This is a genomic window from Streptomyces daghestanicus, assembly GCF_020521275.1.
Taxonomy (GTDB): domain Bacteria; phylum Actinomycetota; class Actinomycetes; order Streptomycetales; family Streptomycetaceae; genus Streptomyces; species Streptomyces griseoviridis.
The window spans coordinates 679,494-694,840 of record NZ_BNDX01000018.1 but is presented as its reverse complement, the minus strand read 5'-3'; the positions used below and the strand labels follow the sequence as shown (position 1 = coordinate 694,840).

The 15,347-nt window shown below is 73.7% G+C and carries 12 protein-coding genes and 2 pseudogenes; 9 read left to right on the top strand and 5 right to left on the bottom strand.

The window, feature by feature from the left end; all coding sequences use genetic code 11:
* Positions 1-24: 24 nt before the first annotated feature.
* Positions 25-1,125 carry a LacI family DNA-binding transcriptional regulator gene (locus Sdagh_RS35660; protein ID WP_189414347.1) on the bottom strand — a complete coding sequence of 367 codons (1,101 nt, stop codon included), beginning with the start codon at positions 1,123-1,125 and terminating at the stop codon, positions 25-27.
* A gap of 261 nt (positions 1,126-1,386) precedes the next feature.
* Here Sdagh_RS35660 and Sdagh_RS35655 point away from each other — a divergent pair, with 261 nt between their 5' ends.
* From Sdagh_RS35655 to Sdagh_RS35640, 4 genes are read left to right on the top strand one after another with little or no spacing between them, the layout of a single operon-like run.
* Positions 1,387-2,745: an extracellular solute-binding protein gene (locus Sdagh_RS35655; RefSeq protein ID WP_190076572.1), complete on the top strand. Its 1,359-nt coding sequence runs from the start codon at positions 1,387-1,389 to the stop codon at positions 2,743-2,745.
* A 21-nt stretch (positions 2,746-2,766) separates the two neighbouring features.
* Positions 2,767-3,708: a carbohydrate ABC transporter permease gene (locus tag Sdagh_RS35650; RefSeq protein ID WP_190076544.1), complete on the top strand. Its 942-nt coding sequence runs from the start codon at positions 2,767-2,769 to the stop codon at positions 3,706-3,708.
* Positions 3,709-3,710: 2 nt separating this feature from the next.
* Positions 3,711-4,610, top strand: a complete 900-nt coding sequence (locus Sdagh_RS35645; RefSeq protein WP_190076543.1) for a carbohydrate ABC transporter permease — start codon at positions 3,711-3,713, stop codon at positions 4,608-4,610.
* Between the two features lie 45 nt (positions 4,611-4,655).
* Positions 4,656-6,473: a glycoside hydrolase family 2 protein gene (locus Sdagh_RS35640; RefSeq protein ID WP_190076542.1), complete on the top strand. Its 1,818-nt coding sequence runs from the start codon at positions 4,656-4,658 to the stop codon at positions 6,471-6,473.
* Positions 6,474-6,523: 50 nt separating this feature from the next.
* Here the strand turns inward: Sdagh_RS35640 and Sdagh_RS35635 are convergent, their stop codons facing one another.
* The 4 genes from Sdagh_RS35635 to Sdagh_RS35625 form a co-directional block, all read right to left on the bottom strand.
* Positions 6,524-8,185 (bottom strand): RICIN domain-containing protein, encoded by a 1,662-nt coding sequence (locus Sdagh_RS35635; protein WP_190076541.1) that lies wholly within the window; start codon positions 8,183-8,185, stop codon positions 6,524-6,526.
* A gap of 140 nt (positions 8,186-8,325) precedes the next feature.
* Positions 8,326-9,447 carry a winged helix DNA-binding domain-containing protein gene (locus tag Sdagh_RS35630; protein ID WP_190076540.1) on the bottom strand — a complete coding sequence of 374 codons (1,122 nt, stop codon included), beginning with the start codon at positions 9,445-9,447 and terminating at the stop codon, positions 8,326-8,328.
* Positions 9,444-9,566, bottom strand: coding sequence for a hypothetical protein (locus Sdagh_RS36615; protein ID WP_264201210.1), 123 nt, complete (start codon positions 9,564-9,566; stop codon positions 9,444-9,446). Before Sdagh_RS36615 ends, Sdagh_RS35630 begins: the two co-directional genes overlap by 4 nt.
* Before the next feature lie 91 nt (positions 9,567-9,657).
* A complete protein-coding gene (locus Sdagh_RS35625; RefSeq protein ID WP_189414341.1) occupies positions 9,658-10,080 on the bottom strand; it encodes a VOC family protein in 423 nt (140 codons plus the stop codon).
* A 143-nt stretch (positions 10,081-10,223) separates the two neighbouring features.
* Here Sdagh_RS35625 and Sdagh_RS37115 point away from each other — a divergent pair.
* The 5 genes and pseudogenes from Sdagh_RS37115 to Sdagh_RS35605 all read left to right on the top strand — a co-directional run.
* Positions 10,224-10,712: pseudogene (locus tag Sdagh_RS37115) on the top strand (helix-turn-helix transcriptional regulator); the annotation flags it as partial.
* Positions 10,713-11,141: 429 nt separating this feature from the next.
* Positions 11,142-11,591, top strand: a pseudogene (locus Sdagh_RS37205) (helix-turn-helix transcriptional regulator); the annotation flags it as partial.
* A gap of 188 nt (positions 11,592-11,779) precedes the next feature.
* Positions 11,780-12,328 (top strand): DinB family protein, encoded by a 549-nt coding sequence (locus Sdagh_RS35615; RefSeq protein ID WP_190076539.1) that lies wholly within the window; start codon positions 11,780-11,782, stop codon positions 12,326-12,328.
* 686 nt (positions 12,329-13,014) lie between these two features.
* Positions 13,015-14,382 carry a D-alanyl-D-alanine carboxypeptidase/D-alanyl-D-alanine endopeptidase gene (gene dacB, locus Sdagh_RS35610; RefSeq protein WP_190076538.1) on the top strand — a complete coding sequence of 456 codons (1,368 nt, stop codon included), beginning with the start codon at positions 13,015-13,017 and terminating at the stop codon, positions 14,380-14,382.
* 147 nt (positions 14,383-14,529) lie between these two features.
* Entirely contained in the window at positions 14,530-15,330 is an 801-nt protein-coding gene (locus Sdagh_RS35605; RefSeq protein WP_190010812.1) for a GNAT family N-acetyltransferase, read from the top strand.
* The last annotated feature ends 17 nt before the right edge of the window (positions 15,331-15,347 follow it).

Here is a 15,347-nt window from a genome sequence, read left to right as displayed (position 1 = left end):
TGATCTCTTTTTCCCAACTTTCCGTCACCCGCGTGTTGTTGATCGGCCACCCGCCGCTCGCGGGCCGCCGCCGGGCCGTCCGGCGGCCCCTTCCGTGCTCTCGCGCAGCACCAGCCGGTGGGCGACGACCAGGTCCTGGGGCGAGCGCACCCCGGCCGCGGCGCTGTCCTCGGGGGCCGGTCCGGCGGCCTCGTCCATCCGGCGCCGCAGCAGGTCGACGGCGATCCGGGCCACCGCGGCCTTGTCCGGGGAGACGGTGCTGAGGGTCGGCACGCTGAACCGCCCGCCCTCCACGTCGTCGAAGCCGATCACGGCGACGTCCTCGGGCACCCGCAAGCCGTGCTCGTGCAGGGTGCGCAGCGCGCCCAGCGCCAGCTGGTCGTTGAGGCAGAGCAGCGCGTCGGGGCGGGCGCCGGCGCGCAGGACCCTGTCGACGGCCTCGGCCCCGTCGGGCATCCGGAAGGACGGCACCGGCAGCAGCGCCGCCGGGTCGAAGGCGAGGCCGGCCGCGGCGAGGGCGGCGCGGTAGCCGCGGGTGCGGGCCTCCGCGGTGCCCAGGCCCGCGTCGTCCCGGCCGCCGACGGCCAAGATCGCGCGGCGTCCGAGGCCGAGGAGGTGCTCGGTCGCCTCCCGGGCCGCCCGCTCGTTGTCGATGGCGACGTGGTCCGCGCCCTCCTCCAGCAGTTCGCCGAGGAGCACGGTGGGCGGGGCGCCCGCGCGGTCGCGCAGGTCGTCGGCGGTCAGGGCGAGCGGGCTGAGGATGACCCCGTCGACGAAGGTGGAGCCGAATCCGGCCAGCGCCGCCAGTTCGTGGTCGCGGTCGGCGCCGGTCTGGTGGATGAGGACGGTCAGGGAGCGCTGTTCGGCCTCGCGGATGACGTGCCGGGCGAGTTCGGCGAAGTAGGGGACGTCGAGTTCGGGGACGACCAGGGCGATGATGCCGGTGCGGCCCCTGCGCAGATGGCGGCCGGCCAGGTTCACCTTGTAACCGAGGTGGTCGATGGCCTCCTGGACCACCCGCCGGGTCCGCTCGGAGACATGGACGTAGTCGTTGATCACGTTGGAGACCGTCTTCTCCGACACCCCCGCGTGCCGCGCGACGTCCTTGATCCTGGGCCGTGCCACCACTACCTCCCTGCCCCGCACCGGCCCCGAGTGTAGATCGCGCCAGGCCGGGGGCCGGCCGGCGGTGGTGCGGGTCCCCCGCCTTCCCCGGGGAACCGGCCGTCCGCCGCCAGCCCTTTACAGCCAATGTACATCGATGTAAAAACGAGCCACCGCACCGCGTCAGCCGGTGCGGACCCCGCCCGCCGGACGCCGCGGGGGCCACCCCGGCGGTGGCCCGCCGCCGGTCCGGTGCGCGTGTCCGGCGTCGAAAGGTCGATGATGACTGCGCGATCCCCTGTCCCCGCACCGCCCCCGGAGCCGCCCCGCGGCCTGACCCGCCGCCGTCTCCTGGGCACCGGCCTCGCCGGGGCGGGCGCGCTGCTCGGCGCGGGCACGCTCGCCGGCTGCGCCTCACCGGCCTCGGCCTCCGGCGCGTCCGCGCTGAGCGTCTGGGACCTGTTCCAGGGCGGCGACGGCATGCTGATGGACGACATGATCGAGGCCGTCTCCCGGCAGGGGCGGGGCTTCGACGTCGACCGGACGATCCTGGACTGGGGACCGTCGTACTACACGAAACTGGCCATGTCGGCCGCCGGCGGCCGGGCCTCGGACGTGGCCGTCCTGCACCTGTCCCGGCTGGCCGGATACGCCCCCGGCGGACTGCTCGACCCCTTCGACCTGGAGCTGCTCGCCGAGTTCGGCGTCACGGAGCAGGACTTCACACCGGCGGTCTGGGCGCGGACGAAGCACGACGGCACGGTCTACGCGATACCGCTCGACGTCCACCCCTTCATCGTGTTCTACGACAAGGAGGCCGCCGGGAAGGCCGGACTGCTGGACGCCGACGGGGAGCTGGCGCCGATGGGTTCCCCGGAGGCCCTGCTGGAGGCGGGCCGGGGCCTGGCGGAGGCGACCGGCGCGGCCGGCATCCTGTTCGGCCACGTCACCGACACCGCGCAGAGCTGGCGCCAGTTCGCCGCCTTCTACGCCCAGACCGGCGCCGCGTTCACCCTGCCCGACGGCGGGCCGCCGCGGATCGACGTGGACGCGGCGGTCGAGGTCGTGTCGTTCATGCGGCGCCTCTTCGACGGCCGGACCAACCCCGACAACCTCGACTACAACGGGGCGCTCGCCGCCTTCACCTCCGGCCGCGGCGGCATGGCCATGCTCGGCGAGTGGGAGCTGCCCACGCTGAGGAAGTCCGGCATCCCGCTGGGCGCCGCGCCCTTCCCGCAGGTCTTCGACCGGCCGGCCGTCTACACCGACAGCCACAGCTTCGTCCTCCCGCACCAGGACGACCCCGACCCGGCCCGGCGGCGCGAGGCCCACCGCTATGTCGCGGAGATGATCAAGCAGAGCCTCACCTGGGCGAGCGCCGGTCACATCCCCGCGTACCAGCCCGTGCTGGCGACGCCGGAGTACGCCGCCCTGACACCGCAGTCCTCGTACGCGGAGGCCGGGAAGGCGGCGGTGCTCGATCCGCCGAACTGGTTCACGGGGGCCGCCTCCAACTTCCAGAACCGGATGTGCCAGCCGCTCCAGTCGGCGCTGCTGGGCAACACCACCGCCGAGCAGGCGGTGCGTCAGATGGTCCGCGAGGCGGACGCGCTGCTGAAGCAGCCCAACCCGGTGGCCTGACCGGCAGAAGGAGTGATCCCCGTGACCACCACCGCACCCCCCGGCACCGGTGCGCTGCCCGTCCCGGCGGCGCCCCCGGCCGCCACCCCGGGACGCCTGGGCAGATTCCGGGCCGGCGGCTCCGGCCTCGTCTTCGTGCTGCCGTTCCTGCTGCTGTTCGTCCTGTTCCTGGTGTGGCCCGTCGTCCAGGGCCTGTGGATGAGCTTCACCGACTCCTCGCTGGCGCTGCGCGACACCGCGTTCGTCGGGTTCGACAACTACGCCGAGGCCCTCGGCGACCCGGACGTGTGGAGCAGCCTCGGCAACACGGTGTTCTTCACCGTCATCTCCAGCGTCCCGCTGGTCCTGGTGGCCCTCGTGATGGCACTGCTGGTGCACAGCGGGCTGGCCGGCCAGTGGGCGTGGCGGCTGGCGTTCTTCGCGCCGTACCTGCTGCCCGTGACCGTGGTGACGCTCGTCTTCACCTGGCTCTACCAGCCGGACCTGGGCTTCGCCAACCAGTTCCTCGGCGCCCTCGGAACGGACCCGGTCGGCTGGCTGTCGGACGAGTCCGTCGCCATGTGGTCGATCGCCGCGCTGACCGTCTGGTGGACGGTCGGCTTCAACTTCCTGCTCTACCTGTCCGCGCTCCAGTCGCTGCCCTCGGCCTTCGACGAGGCCGCCGCCCTGGACGGCGCCGGCGCGTGGCGGCGGCTGTGGTGCATCACCCTGCCGCAGCTGCGCCGGACCACCGTGCTGGTGGCGATGCTCCAGGTGCTGGCGTCGCTGAAGGTGTTCGACCAGATCTACATCCTCACCAAGGGCGGCCCGAACGCGTCGACCCGGCCCGTCCTGGAGTACGTCTACGACGTCGGCTTCACCGGTTACCGGCTCGGTTACGCCTCGGCGGTCTCCTACCTCTTCTTCGCGCTGATCATCGTCGTCTCGCTCGTGCAGCTCCGCCTCTTCCGCCGGGAGGACTGACCGTGTCCGCCACCGCACCACCCCTCCGTCCGCGGCGCCCCGCGCCCCGGGACGCGGCCGGCTCCCCGCTGCTGCTCGGCCACGGCCGGCTGCCGCGCGTCCTGGCCGGGACCGCGCTCGTCGTCCTCGCGGCCCTGTGGCTGCTGCCGTTCGTCTGGGCGATCGCCACGTCCGTGCAGAGCGAACAGGACCTGTCGAAGCCCGGCCTCTCCCCCGTCAAGGGCGCGTTCACGCTGGAGGCCTACCGGGAGATCCTGGAGCGGGGCAACGTGCCCGTCTGGGCGTTCAACAGCTTCCTGATCGCCGCCCTGGTCACCGTCATCACGGTCGCCGTCTCGACGCTCGCGGCATACGGCTTCTCCCGGGGCACCTTCCGCGGGCGCCGGGCCCTGCTGGCCGTGACGGTGGCGGCGATCATGGTGCCGCCGCAACTGCTGGTCGTACCGCTGTTCCGGCAGATGCTGCTCTTCGACCTGGTGGACACCTATGCGGCCGTGATCCTGCCGCAGGTGGTCGCCCCGATGATGGTGTTCATCCTGAAGCGGTTCTTCGACGGCGTCCCCCGGGAGCTGGAGGAGGCGGCCCGGATCGACGGCGCCTCCGAGTTCCGGGTCTTCCGGTCGGTGGTGCTGCCGCTGTCCCGGCCGATCGTGGCCGCGGTGTCGATCTTCGTCTTCATCGGGGCGTGGAACAACTTCATGTGGCCGTTCATCGTGACCAACGACCCCGACCTCATGACCCTGCCGGTCGGCCTGGCCACCGTGAAGGACGCCTACGGCATCCAGTACGCGCAGGCCATGGCGTCCGCGCTGCTGGCGGCGCTGCCGCTGATCGTGGTGTTCCTGGTCTTCCAGCGCCGCATCGTCGACTCCGTGGCCACCACCGGCCTCGGCGGTTCCTGAGCTCTCTCCTCTCCCGCCCCGCCCCATCGATCGACTGGAGCACGTGTGCCCACCCCCTCCGTTCCGCGTCCGGAGTACCCGCGTCCGCAGTTCACGCGCCGGGACTGGCTGAACCTCAACGGCGTCTGGCAGTTCGAGACCGACCGGGGGGACAGCGGCCTGGAACGCGGTCTCCTCGGCCGGGAGCTGCAGGGCGAGATCTTCGTCCCGTTCCCGCCCGAGTCCGCGCTGTCGGGCATCGGGGACACCGACTTCCTGCACGCCGTCTGGTACCGGCGGGCCCTGACCCTGCCCGCCGAGTGGGCCGGGCGGCGGGTGCTGCTGCACTTCGGCGCGGTCGACCACGACACCACGGTCTGGGTGAACGGGACGGAGGTCGCCCGGCACCGGGGCGGCTTCACCCCGTTCACCGCCGATCTCGGTGACATCGCGGGCGGCGGCGAGGAGGTCGTCGTCACCGTCCGCGCCCGCGACGCCAGGTCGGGACCGCAGGCCCGCGGCAAGCAGGCGGTCCGGTACGCCAACCACGACTGCAACTACACGCGGGTGACCGGCATCTGGCAGACGGTGTGGCTGGAGCCCGTGCCCGAGGTCCATCTGCGCCGGCCCCGGATCACCCCGGACCTCGCCGGCGGCGCCTTCCACCTGGAACTGCCGCTGTCCGGCAACCGGCCCGGCCACCGGGTGCGCGCCGTCCTGACCGACGGCGACGGCGAGGTGAGCCGCGCCGAGGCCCGCGCCGACCTCGATCTCGCCCCGCGGCTGCACCTGCCGGTGCCCGCGGACCGGCGCCGCGAGTGGGGGCCGGGCGACCCGCACCTGTACGGCCTGCGCCTCGAACTCCTCGACGCCGACGGGACGGTCGTCGACAGCGCCGGGAGCTACGCGGGGCTGCGCGCCGTCGGGCTGCGCGGCAAGGCCGTCCTGCTCAACGGCCGGCCCGTCTTCCAGCGGCTCGTCCTCGACCAGGGCTGGTACCCGGACGGCCTGATGACCGCCCCGACCGACGAGGCGCTGGTCCGGGACATCGAGCTGGCCATGGAGGCCGGTTTCAACGGCGCCCGGCTGCACCAGAAGGTCTTCGAGGAGCGGTTCCTGTACCACGCCGACCGCCTCGGGTACCTGGTCTGGGGCGAGTTCGGCGACTGGGGCTGCGAGACCGGCGGTTCCTCGGGCGACAACCAGAAGCCGGACGCCTCGTACGTCGCCCAGTGGCTGGAGGCCCTGGAACGGGACTACTCCCACCCCTCGATCATCGGCTGGTGCCCGCTGAACGAGACGTACCAGAAGCTGCACGACCGGATCACCCAGCTCGACGACGTGACCCGCGCGATGTTCCTCGCCACCAAGGCGATGGACACCACCCGGCCGGTGATCGACGCATCCGGTTACGCCCACCGGGTCCCGGAGACCGACATCTACGACGCCCACAACTACGAGCAGGACCCGGCCGAGTTCCGGCGGCTGATGTCGGGGCTGGCCGAGGACGAGCCGTTCGTCAACGCCTACGAGAACGGCGCCGCCTACTCGCTGCCGTACGCGGGGCAGCCGTACTTCGTCAGCGAGTTCGGCGGCATCTGGTGGGACCCCCGGGCCGCCGCCGAGCTGTCCGGCGAGGACCGGGAGCGGTCCTGGGGGTACGGCGAACGGGTCCGTGACGAGGAGGAGTTCCACGCCCGGTTCAGCGGCCTGACCGGGGTGCTGCTGGACGATCCGCGCATGTTCGGCTACTGCTACACGCAGCTGACCGACGTGTTCCAGGAGCAGAACGGCATCTACCGCTTCGACCGCGGCACCAAGCTGGACGTGGCGCGGGTGCGGGCCGCGCAGCTGCGGCCGGCCGCCATCGAGGCACAGCGCTGACCCGGACCGGCGGGAGGAAGGCGGGCGGGGGCCGCGGCCCCCGCCCGTTCTCATGCCCGCACCAGCCTCCAGATCTGCGGCTGGCGGCCGTTGCACGTCCACTGCTGGACGTCGGCGCCGGCCGTCCGTGACCCCTGGGCCACGTCCAGGCACTGTCCGCTGGAGCGGACGACGAGGCGGTAGTAGCTCCGGCCGACGTTCTCCAGCCGCCAGTCCTGGGCGGCGGCCCCGTTGCAGTACCACTGGCGGACGTCGGCACCGGCCGTGGCGGAGCCGTCCTCCACGTCCGCGCAGTAGCCGCTGCCGCGGCCGGTGAGCGTGAAGCGGCTGTCGCCGCGGGCGGTCAGGGTCCAGTCCTGCGGGGCGAGGCCGTTGCAGGTCCACTGCTGGATGTTGCCGCCGGCCGCGCGGGAGTCGGCGGCGACGTCGAGGCACAGTCCGCTGTTCGCGTTGACCAGCCGGTACACCGCACCGCCGGTGACACCTGCGGCGTCGCCGGTGCCGGTGACGGAGCCGGTCGCGTAGGAGGGCTTGCAGACCGTGCCGTCGAAGTCGGTGGCGATCTGGAGGACGGTGCGGCCGTCGGCCGAGGGCAGCAGCGCGGAGCTGTAGTTCTGGCAGTAGTTGATCTGCGGGTCGGGCACGTTCACCGGTGCCTCGATCTCGTACCACGGCCCGCTGCCGTTCTCGGTGTTGGCGAGGATCGTGCGACCGCTCCCGGCGGCCACCCCGCCGTCCTTGTTCAGCAGGCGCTGGCCGATCAGCAGCAGCCTGCCGTTGGCGGCGCCGCCGGGGTCCGGTGCCCAGGCGATGGTCGGGGTGGCGCGGAAGTACGTGCCGTCGACGGTCTCGGGGCGGGTGCCGAGGTCGGTGACGCTCCCCCAGTTCCAGCCGTCGGCGGAGGTGCGGTAGTGCACGACGCACTGGTACTGGCCGCCGGGCGTGCAGATCTCGTAGCTCATGAAGTAGGTGCCGCCGGGGAGCCTGCGCACCACCGGCATGCCCGGACGGTCGGTCTGGAGGCCGCTGGCGACGGTGTCGTGGCGGCCCTGCCAGGTGACGCCGTCGTAACTGCGCACGGCGACGAGTTTCTGGCTGTGCGCGGCGTCGGTCTCGTCGGAGTAGTGGCAGACCAGGGCGCCGTCCGAGGCGATGGAGAACTCCGGCTCCCACAGGCCGCCGGTACCGGTGGCCACCGCGCAGGACGAGAGGTAGGACCAGGTGCGGCCCACGTCGTGGCTGCGCCAGATCCGCAGGGCCATGCGGCGGCCGGTCTCGTCCTGCCCGGCCGAGGAGGCCCAGAGCAGCGTGCCGGCGGGCAGCGCGCCGACCGCCCGCGGCAGTTCGAACAGGGTGGTGCAGCACAGCCCCTGACCGGACGCGGACTCGGGGTCGGCGACCCGGCCGACCTCGTGGAAGGTCGCCCCGTCGTCGGTGCTCTCGTGGATGGCGCCGATGCCGCTGTCGCCGTCGAAGGTGACGACACTGGCGAGGACACGGCCGTTGGCGGCGCCGTTGTGGGCGAGCCGGACGGCACGCGGGTACAGGCCCGTGCCGTCGCGCAGCGGGGTGCCGGTGGCCGTGGCGGAGGCGGCGTCCGCGGCGGGCGCCGCCTCCACCGGGGCGGCGAGCGCCAGGCTCGTCAGGGCGGCGACGAGAACGAGCAGCACGGCGTGGGGGCGGCGTCTGAGGGCGTGGAACAGGCGGAGCATGGGCGTGTTCTCCCTTCCTGCGGGCTTCCCGCGCGCGTCCGGGGAAGCGGAATCCGCGCCAGGCTAGAGCCGCGTGTACATCGATGTAAACAGGCGGGCGCGCGGGGGTGGCCGGACGGGTGTGCGGGACGGGACGGTGCTCAGTCCTCTATCCGTACGGTCGTACGGTCGGTGTCCCCGCCCGGGTCCGGGCAGGTCAGGAAGGCGGCCAGGGAACGGGCCTCGTCGGTGATTCCGGCGCGTTCCCGCCGGGACAGGGGGCGCAGGGGGGTGATGCGGAGGGTGGTGTCCAGGGGCGTGGTCTCCAGGGTCCAGGTGGCGGAGACCCGGCCGTCGACCAGGACGGCCCGGTCCCCGGCGACCGACAGGCCGCGGTGGGCGTCGTCGATGATCCGGGTGCGGTCGTGGTAGCCGAGGATCGCGTTGTCGAACGCGGGGAGGAAGCGGACGGGCGCGGGCGTGTCGGGGTCGGGGCGCGGCGCGTCGGGGAGGTCGAGCAGTTCGCGCCCTCGTTCGTCGCGGAAGGAGACGAGTTCCTCGCGTACGGCCCTGATCGCGGCGGGCAGCCCGGCCAGGCCGCACCAGGCGCGCAGGTCGGCCGAGGCGGCGGGTCCGTAGGCGGCCAGGTAGCGGCGGACCAGGGCGCGGCCGGCCGGGTCGGAGCCGTCGGCGGGCAACGGGTCGGGGTCCCGGCCCAGCCAGGCGGCCAGGGGCAGGTTGCGGACTCCGGCCCTGGTCCGCCAGAGGCCGCGCGGGGGCAGCTGGGCCATGGGGATGAGAGCGGCGACCAGCAGTTCGCCCAGGGCCCGGCGGGGCGCGGCGGGCCGGCGGTCGGCGAGGGCGTCGACGAGTTCGGCCATGGTGCGGGGCCGGCCGTCCGCCATGACCGCCCGCCCGGCCGCCGCGACCTCCTCCATGTCGAGGCCGGCGAGTTCGGCGCGGTAGGCGGCGAGCGCGCGTTGGCGCAGCATGGCGTCGTGCCGGGAGCGCCAGGCCAGGGCGTCGTCCGCGGTCACGAGGTGGACGGTGCGGCGCATCAGGTGGGTGCGGACGGCCTGCCGGCCGGTGAGCAGGGCGTCGAGGTCCGCCGGGCGGAAGGCCCGTACGCGGGACCACAGTCCGGTGAAGGGTTCCTGCGGTTCTTGGGCCTGTACGCCGCCGAGGTGCGCGATGACGTCGAGGACCGGGGCGGTGGTGCGGTCGAGCAGGAACTGCCGGGCGAGGGTGGCGCGGTTGAGGGCGCGGGTGCCGAGGACGGTCATGGTCGTCGGGCCGCCGTCCGCTCGCCGGCCGGGCGGCCGGGCAGCGCGGGACCCGGCCCCGTCCGGTCGCGGGCCTCGGTGTCCTCGGCGGGGGTGCCCGGTGGGCCGAACTTCGTCACAGGGGTGTGTCCCTCGGTGTCGCGGTGGAAGGGGGCGGGGGCGCGGCGGGCGGTTTCCGTGGCCCGCCGCGCGCCCTGTTCCGGGCGGAGGTCAGCCGTTGTACGGGGCGGCGACGTCCATCACCCAGACGACGCCGAAGGCGTCCTTGAGCATGCCGTACAGCGGGGCCCAGGCGGACGGCGCCAGCGGCTGTACGACGGTGGCGCCGGCGGAGAGCTTCTGCCAGAGGCCGGTGATCTCCTCGGCGTCGTCGCCGCGCACCGAGACGAAGACGGCGTTCTCGCCCGGGTTCCACGGCAGTGCGGACGGCACGTCGTAGGCCATGACGCGGAAGCCGTTGTCCGCGGTGACCTGGCCCCACATCACCCAGTCCGCCTCGTCCGGGTTCCGCACGTCGCCGGTGTCCTTGTAGGTGACGGCGACGGTCTGCCCGCCGAAGACGGAGTGGTAGAAGTCGAGCGCGGCACGGGCGTCGCCGCGGAAGTTCAGGTGGGTCGTGGTCGTGATCGCCATGGGTGGCTCCTGGCCTGCGGTTGCCGGTAAGGGGGAGGTGTCGGCCGGGCGGGCCCCGGCCGGGGCCCGTTCGGTGTCGACGACCTCACCTTCGCAGCGGTGGCGGACAGGGTGTGTCCGCTACTCGCGGCAGGATGGCGGACATGCAGAAGACCTCCGCACGGCTGCTCGCGCTGCTCTCCCTGTTGCAGTCCCGCCGCGACTGGCCCGGGGACGAACTCGCCGCGCGGCTGGACGTCAGCACGCGTACGGTCCGCCGGGACGTGGACCGGCTGCGGGAGCTGGGCTATCCGGTCACGGCCGTCAAGGGGCCGGACGGCGGCTACCGGCTGGGCACGGGGGCGCAGTTGCCGCCGCTGCTCTTCGACGACGACCAGGCGGTCGCCCTCGCGGTCGCCCTGCAGACCGCCACCGTGACCGGCGCGGGGATCGGGGAGGCCGCGGCGCGGGCCCTCACCACGCTCCGGCAGGTGCTGCCGGCCCGGCTGCGGCACCGGATCGCCGCGTTCCAGGTGACGGCGGTCGCGCCACCGGGCGCCGACCCGGTGCAGGCCGACAGCCGGGTGCTGATGGAGATCAGCACGGCGATCCACGCCCGCGAGGAGCTGCGGTTCGACTACGTCCCGGCGCATCCGGCTGTGCGGGGCCGGGAGGGCGAGGTGGTCTCGCGGGGCGCGAAACGCGAGGAGGTGACTCGGGGCACGGAGGGCCGGGTGGGCACGCGGGACGCGGGGGGCGGGGCGGTCTCGCGGGGCGGGAAACGCGAGGAGGTGACTCGGGGCACGGAGGGCCGGGTGGGCACGCGGGACGCGGGGGGCGGGGCGGGTGTACGGGGCAGGGAGGGCCGGGGGGTGGCGGCGGGGGACGCGGAGGACCGGGGGGACGAGCGGGACCCGACGGAACGAGGGACGGTGGCGCGGGGTGCCGAGGACCGACGGGACGAACGGAACCCGACGGAACGAGGGACGACAGCACGGGACGCCGAGGACCGAGGGGACCAGCGGAACCCGGCGGCGCGGGACACGGCTGGGCGGGGTGAGGGTGCCGGGGCGGTGGTCCGGCGTCGGGTGCTGCCGCATCACCTGGTCACCTGGCGGGGCCGCTGGTATCTGCTCGCCTGGGACCTCGACCGGGACGACTGGCGGACGTTCCGCGCGGACCGCGTCTCCCCCCGCACCCCGACCGGCCCCCGCTTCACGCCGCGCGAGGTCCCGGGCGGAGACGTCGCCGCCTTCGTCGCCGGGCGTTTTCGCGGCATGGACGGTCAGGCGAGCCGGCTCTGCCGGGGCGAGGCGGTCCTGGACGTGCCGGCGGCCACCGTCGCGCCCTACGTCCACGACGGGCTGGTCGAGGAACTGGGGTCCGGCCGCTGCCGGGTGGTGCTCGACTCCTGGTCGTGGACCGGCCTGGCCGCGGCGATGAGCCGGTTCGACGCCGTGCCGCACGACGTGCGGCCCGCGGAGCTGAGGGAAGCGTTCGCCGTGCTGGCCCGCCGCTGTGCCGTCGCGGCCGGCGGCGTCGAGGAGGACGGTGTCGGGGAGGACGGTGTCGGGGAGGGCGGTGTCGGGGAGGGCGGCGTCGAGGACGAGGGCGGGGCCGGGGAGGCTCCGCCGTCACCGGGCGTTGTCAGTGGTGCCTGCGAGACTCGTCGTGGACCTCGCCCCTCGGCCGGGGCCACGGACGGACCGGAAGGCGGACCATGACCGACACCACCATCCCCGCGCACTTCGCGCCGCGTTGGCCCGGCGCCGCGCGCCCCGGGCTGCCGTCCGTCGGCACCGAGCGCGAGACGCTCGGCGCGTACCTCGACTGGCACCGGGCCACCTTCGAGCAGAAGTGCTCCGGCCTGCCCGCCGAGCGGCTCTCCGAGCGCGCGCTGCCTCCGTCCACGCTGTCCCTGCACGGCCTGGTCCGGCATCTCGCGGGGGCCGAACGCTGGTGGTTCCGCATCCAGTTCGCCGACGAGGACGTGCCGATGCTGCACTACTCCGACGACGATCCCGGGCAGGACTTCGACCGCCTCGACGGCGATCCCGCCGAGGCCTTCGCCGTCTGGCGCGCGGAGTGCGAGCGGTCCCGGCGGATCACCGAGGCCGCGCCGACGCTGGACGCGACGGGTATCCGCAGGAGCACCGGCGAGCCGATATCGCTGCGCACGATCCTGGTGCACCTGATCGCCGAGTACGCCCGGCACAACGGCCACGCGGACCTGCTGCGCGAGCGCCTCGACGGTTCCGTCGGGGTGTGACGCCGGGTGCGGTCGGCGGTACGGGGGCCGGCCGGTGAGCGCGCCGCCCGGGTCCACACGCCGAGCTGCCGGGAGAGGCCGGGCAGCGCACCCCGCGCCCGGACCGTCCGGGCGTCAACGGCGGTGACACCGGGGACGTCCGGAAGCACGGCGGCCACCGAGGCCGGCTGCCGGCGGACGGTGCGGTCGACGGAGCCCTCCGGCGGCGCGGCCGGAGCCGCGGGCGGTGCGCAGAGCGCGGCCACGACGGCCGCCTCGACGGCCCGACGCGCCTCGCCCGGCGGACGCGGCTCGGCCGTGACCCGGTCCCGGGCGTACCTGGCGGCCACGGTCGACAAGATCACCGGGAGGACGCCCTTCCCGTACTTCCGGTTCCCGGCGCCGGCTGCCCGAAAGGGCAGAGAGAATTGCCCGACCGTACGGAAAGGGAACCGTGCGGCAGGCGGCGGGGAATTGCGGTACGGAATTGACGCTGAGTCGAACAAGACGTCGTCACCCTCACGCCCGACGGCCACTGCCTGGTATTACAGGGCGCGCTCACCTGACGGTCATACGCCGTCGCACTTCTTTCACAATCGAACGTCGGCTATGCCGAAAGCGATGTGACGGCTGATAACGTGCGTGCGGCTCCACCCAGTTCCACCCCCACAGATCGATCTACGTACTCGACTCTTGGATTTCACTTCATGACTGGAACGCCGGACGAAACCCCCACGACCCCCACGAACACCTTCGCCCCGGCCGGCGGCCGCCGGCACCGCAGGGCGAGAGTGAGCCGCACCGGCGCGCGCCGGGCGCTCGTGCTCGCGATGGCCGTGCCGGTGGCCTCCGCCACCCTGGCCGGCACCTCCGCGTTCGCGGCGGACAGCACCCCCACCACGGCGTCGCAGGCCGTCGCGGCCAGCGGGCTCGACGCCGACGACGCGCAGTTGGTGAAGAACCTCACCGAACGCGTCGCCGACGCCCGCCTCGGCTCCGACGTCAGCGGCGTGGTCCTCGACGCCGACTCGGACACCGCCCTGTGGGACCACAACGGCTCCACCGCGCTCATGCCGGCCTCCAACGCCAAGCTCGTCACGGCGACCACCGCCCTGACCCTGCTCGGCGCGAACCACGAGTTCACCACCAAGGTCGTCTACGGCGACGGCACCCTCACCCTCGTCGGCGGCGGCGACCGCACCCTCACCGGTGACGACCTCGCCGAGATGGCGCGGACCGCTGCCGACGGGCTCAAGGCCGCGGGCCGCACCGACGTCAAGGTCCGCGTCGACGACAGCCTGTTCGCCGAGCCCACCCTCGCCACCGGCTGGAACGAGGGCTACTACCCCACGGAGGTGGCACCGGTGCGTTCCCTCGTGGTCGACGGCGCCGCCGTCCAGGACACGGCCCTCGACGCGGGCAAGGTGTTCGCCGAGAAGCTCACGGCGGCCGGCGTCACCGTCGACGGCGAGGTCGCCCGGGCGACCGCGAAGCGGTCCGACGTGCCGGTGGCGCAGCACAGGTCGGCGCCGCTGTCGCGGATCGTCAAGCAGATGCTCAAGACCAGCGACAACAACATCGCCGAGACACTGCTGCGGATGACCGCCGTGGAGATGGGCAAGCCGGCCACCTTCGAGGGCGGCATCGAACTGGTCCGCCAGGTCCTCAGCTCGTACGGCATCTCACTGGACAACTTCGCGATGTACGACGGCAGCGGGCTCTCCCGCGCCGACCGCATTCCGGCGGCCACCCTCGCCCAGCTCCTCGACTCGATCACCGAGGTACCCACCCTCGCCTCGATCCTGGAGGGGCTGCCGGTGGCCGGCGAGGCCGGTTCCAGCCTCGGCCCCGAGTGGGGGCGCTTCGACGACGCCGTCTCGAAGTGCGCCGTCGGCAAGGTGCACGCCAAGACCGGCACGCTCACCGGCGCGATCGCCCTCAGCGGCGTGACGCGGACCGACGACGGCGAGTGGCGGATCTTCTCCTTCATCGAGAACAACTCCACGGCCGCCCCGAGCGACATCAAGGACGCCATGGACGGCCTGGCCGCCACGGTGAACGGCTGCTGGGCCTGACCGGCCACCGCGGCCGGGACAGCGCCCGGCCGGACGTGTCCGCGCGCCGCTCACCGGCGGTGCGCGGACACGTGAACCTCCCGTACCTCCCGCTCGTTGACCCCGGGGACGGCCCGTCCCGCGCACACGACACGTCGAGGAGTTTCGGTGAAGGATCTCGCGGATGCGATCGAATCGGTGGAGCAGCTCGCCACGGTGTGGCGGACCATGGTCCTCGACCGTGACCCGGGGGCAGACGTACGTGACCTCCCGGGCATCGCCGTCCGCTGGGCGGACTGCGGCTTCGCCTTCTGGAACTGCCTCACGCTGACCGAGGCGGGGGCCGACGCCGCGCTGCTGGAACGGCGGCTGGCCGATGCGGCGGACGTGATGCGCGCCAAGGAACACCCCGGGTTCCTCTGGCTCTTCGAGGACCTGCTGGACGAGGGGGCGCGGGCGGCGCTGGACGGCGCGGCCGGACGGGCGGGGCTCCGGCTCGCCTTCCCCGGGACCGGGATGGCCGGGGACCTGCTCCCCGTCCCCGACCCGGTCCACCCCGACCTGACGTTCGTGCGCGTCCGCACCGACGAGCAGCTGACCGCCTACGCGGACCTGAACTCCCGCGCCTACGGCTTCCCCCTGGAGGCGGGCCGCGACGGGATCGGCGGCTCCGCGCTCTGGAAGAACGACGTGCACGCCTATCTCGGCCTGCGCGACGGTGTCCCGGTGACGTGCGCCGGGGCCGTGCCGGCCGAGGGCCGGCTCTTCGTCGCGCTCGTCGCCACCGACCCCGACTGGCAGCGCCGGGGCTACGGCGAGGCCGTCACCCGCAAGGCGCTGCACGAGGGCGCGCGGGCGACGGGACTGACCCGCGCCACCCTGCACGCGACGGAGGCGGGGGCGCCCGTGTACCCGCGCATCGGCTTCCGGCCCACCGCGCGCATCCGCTTCTACGGCCTGGCCGGCTGAGCGGGGCGGCCCCCGCC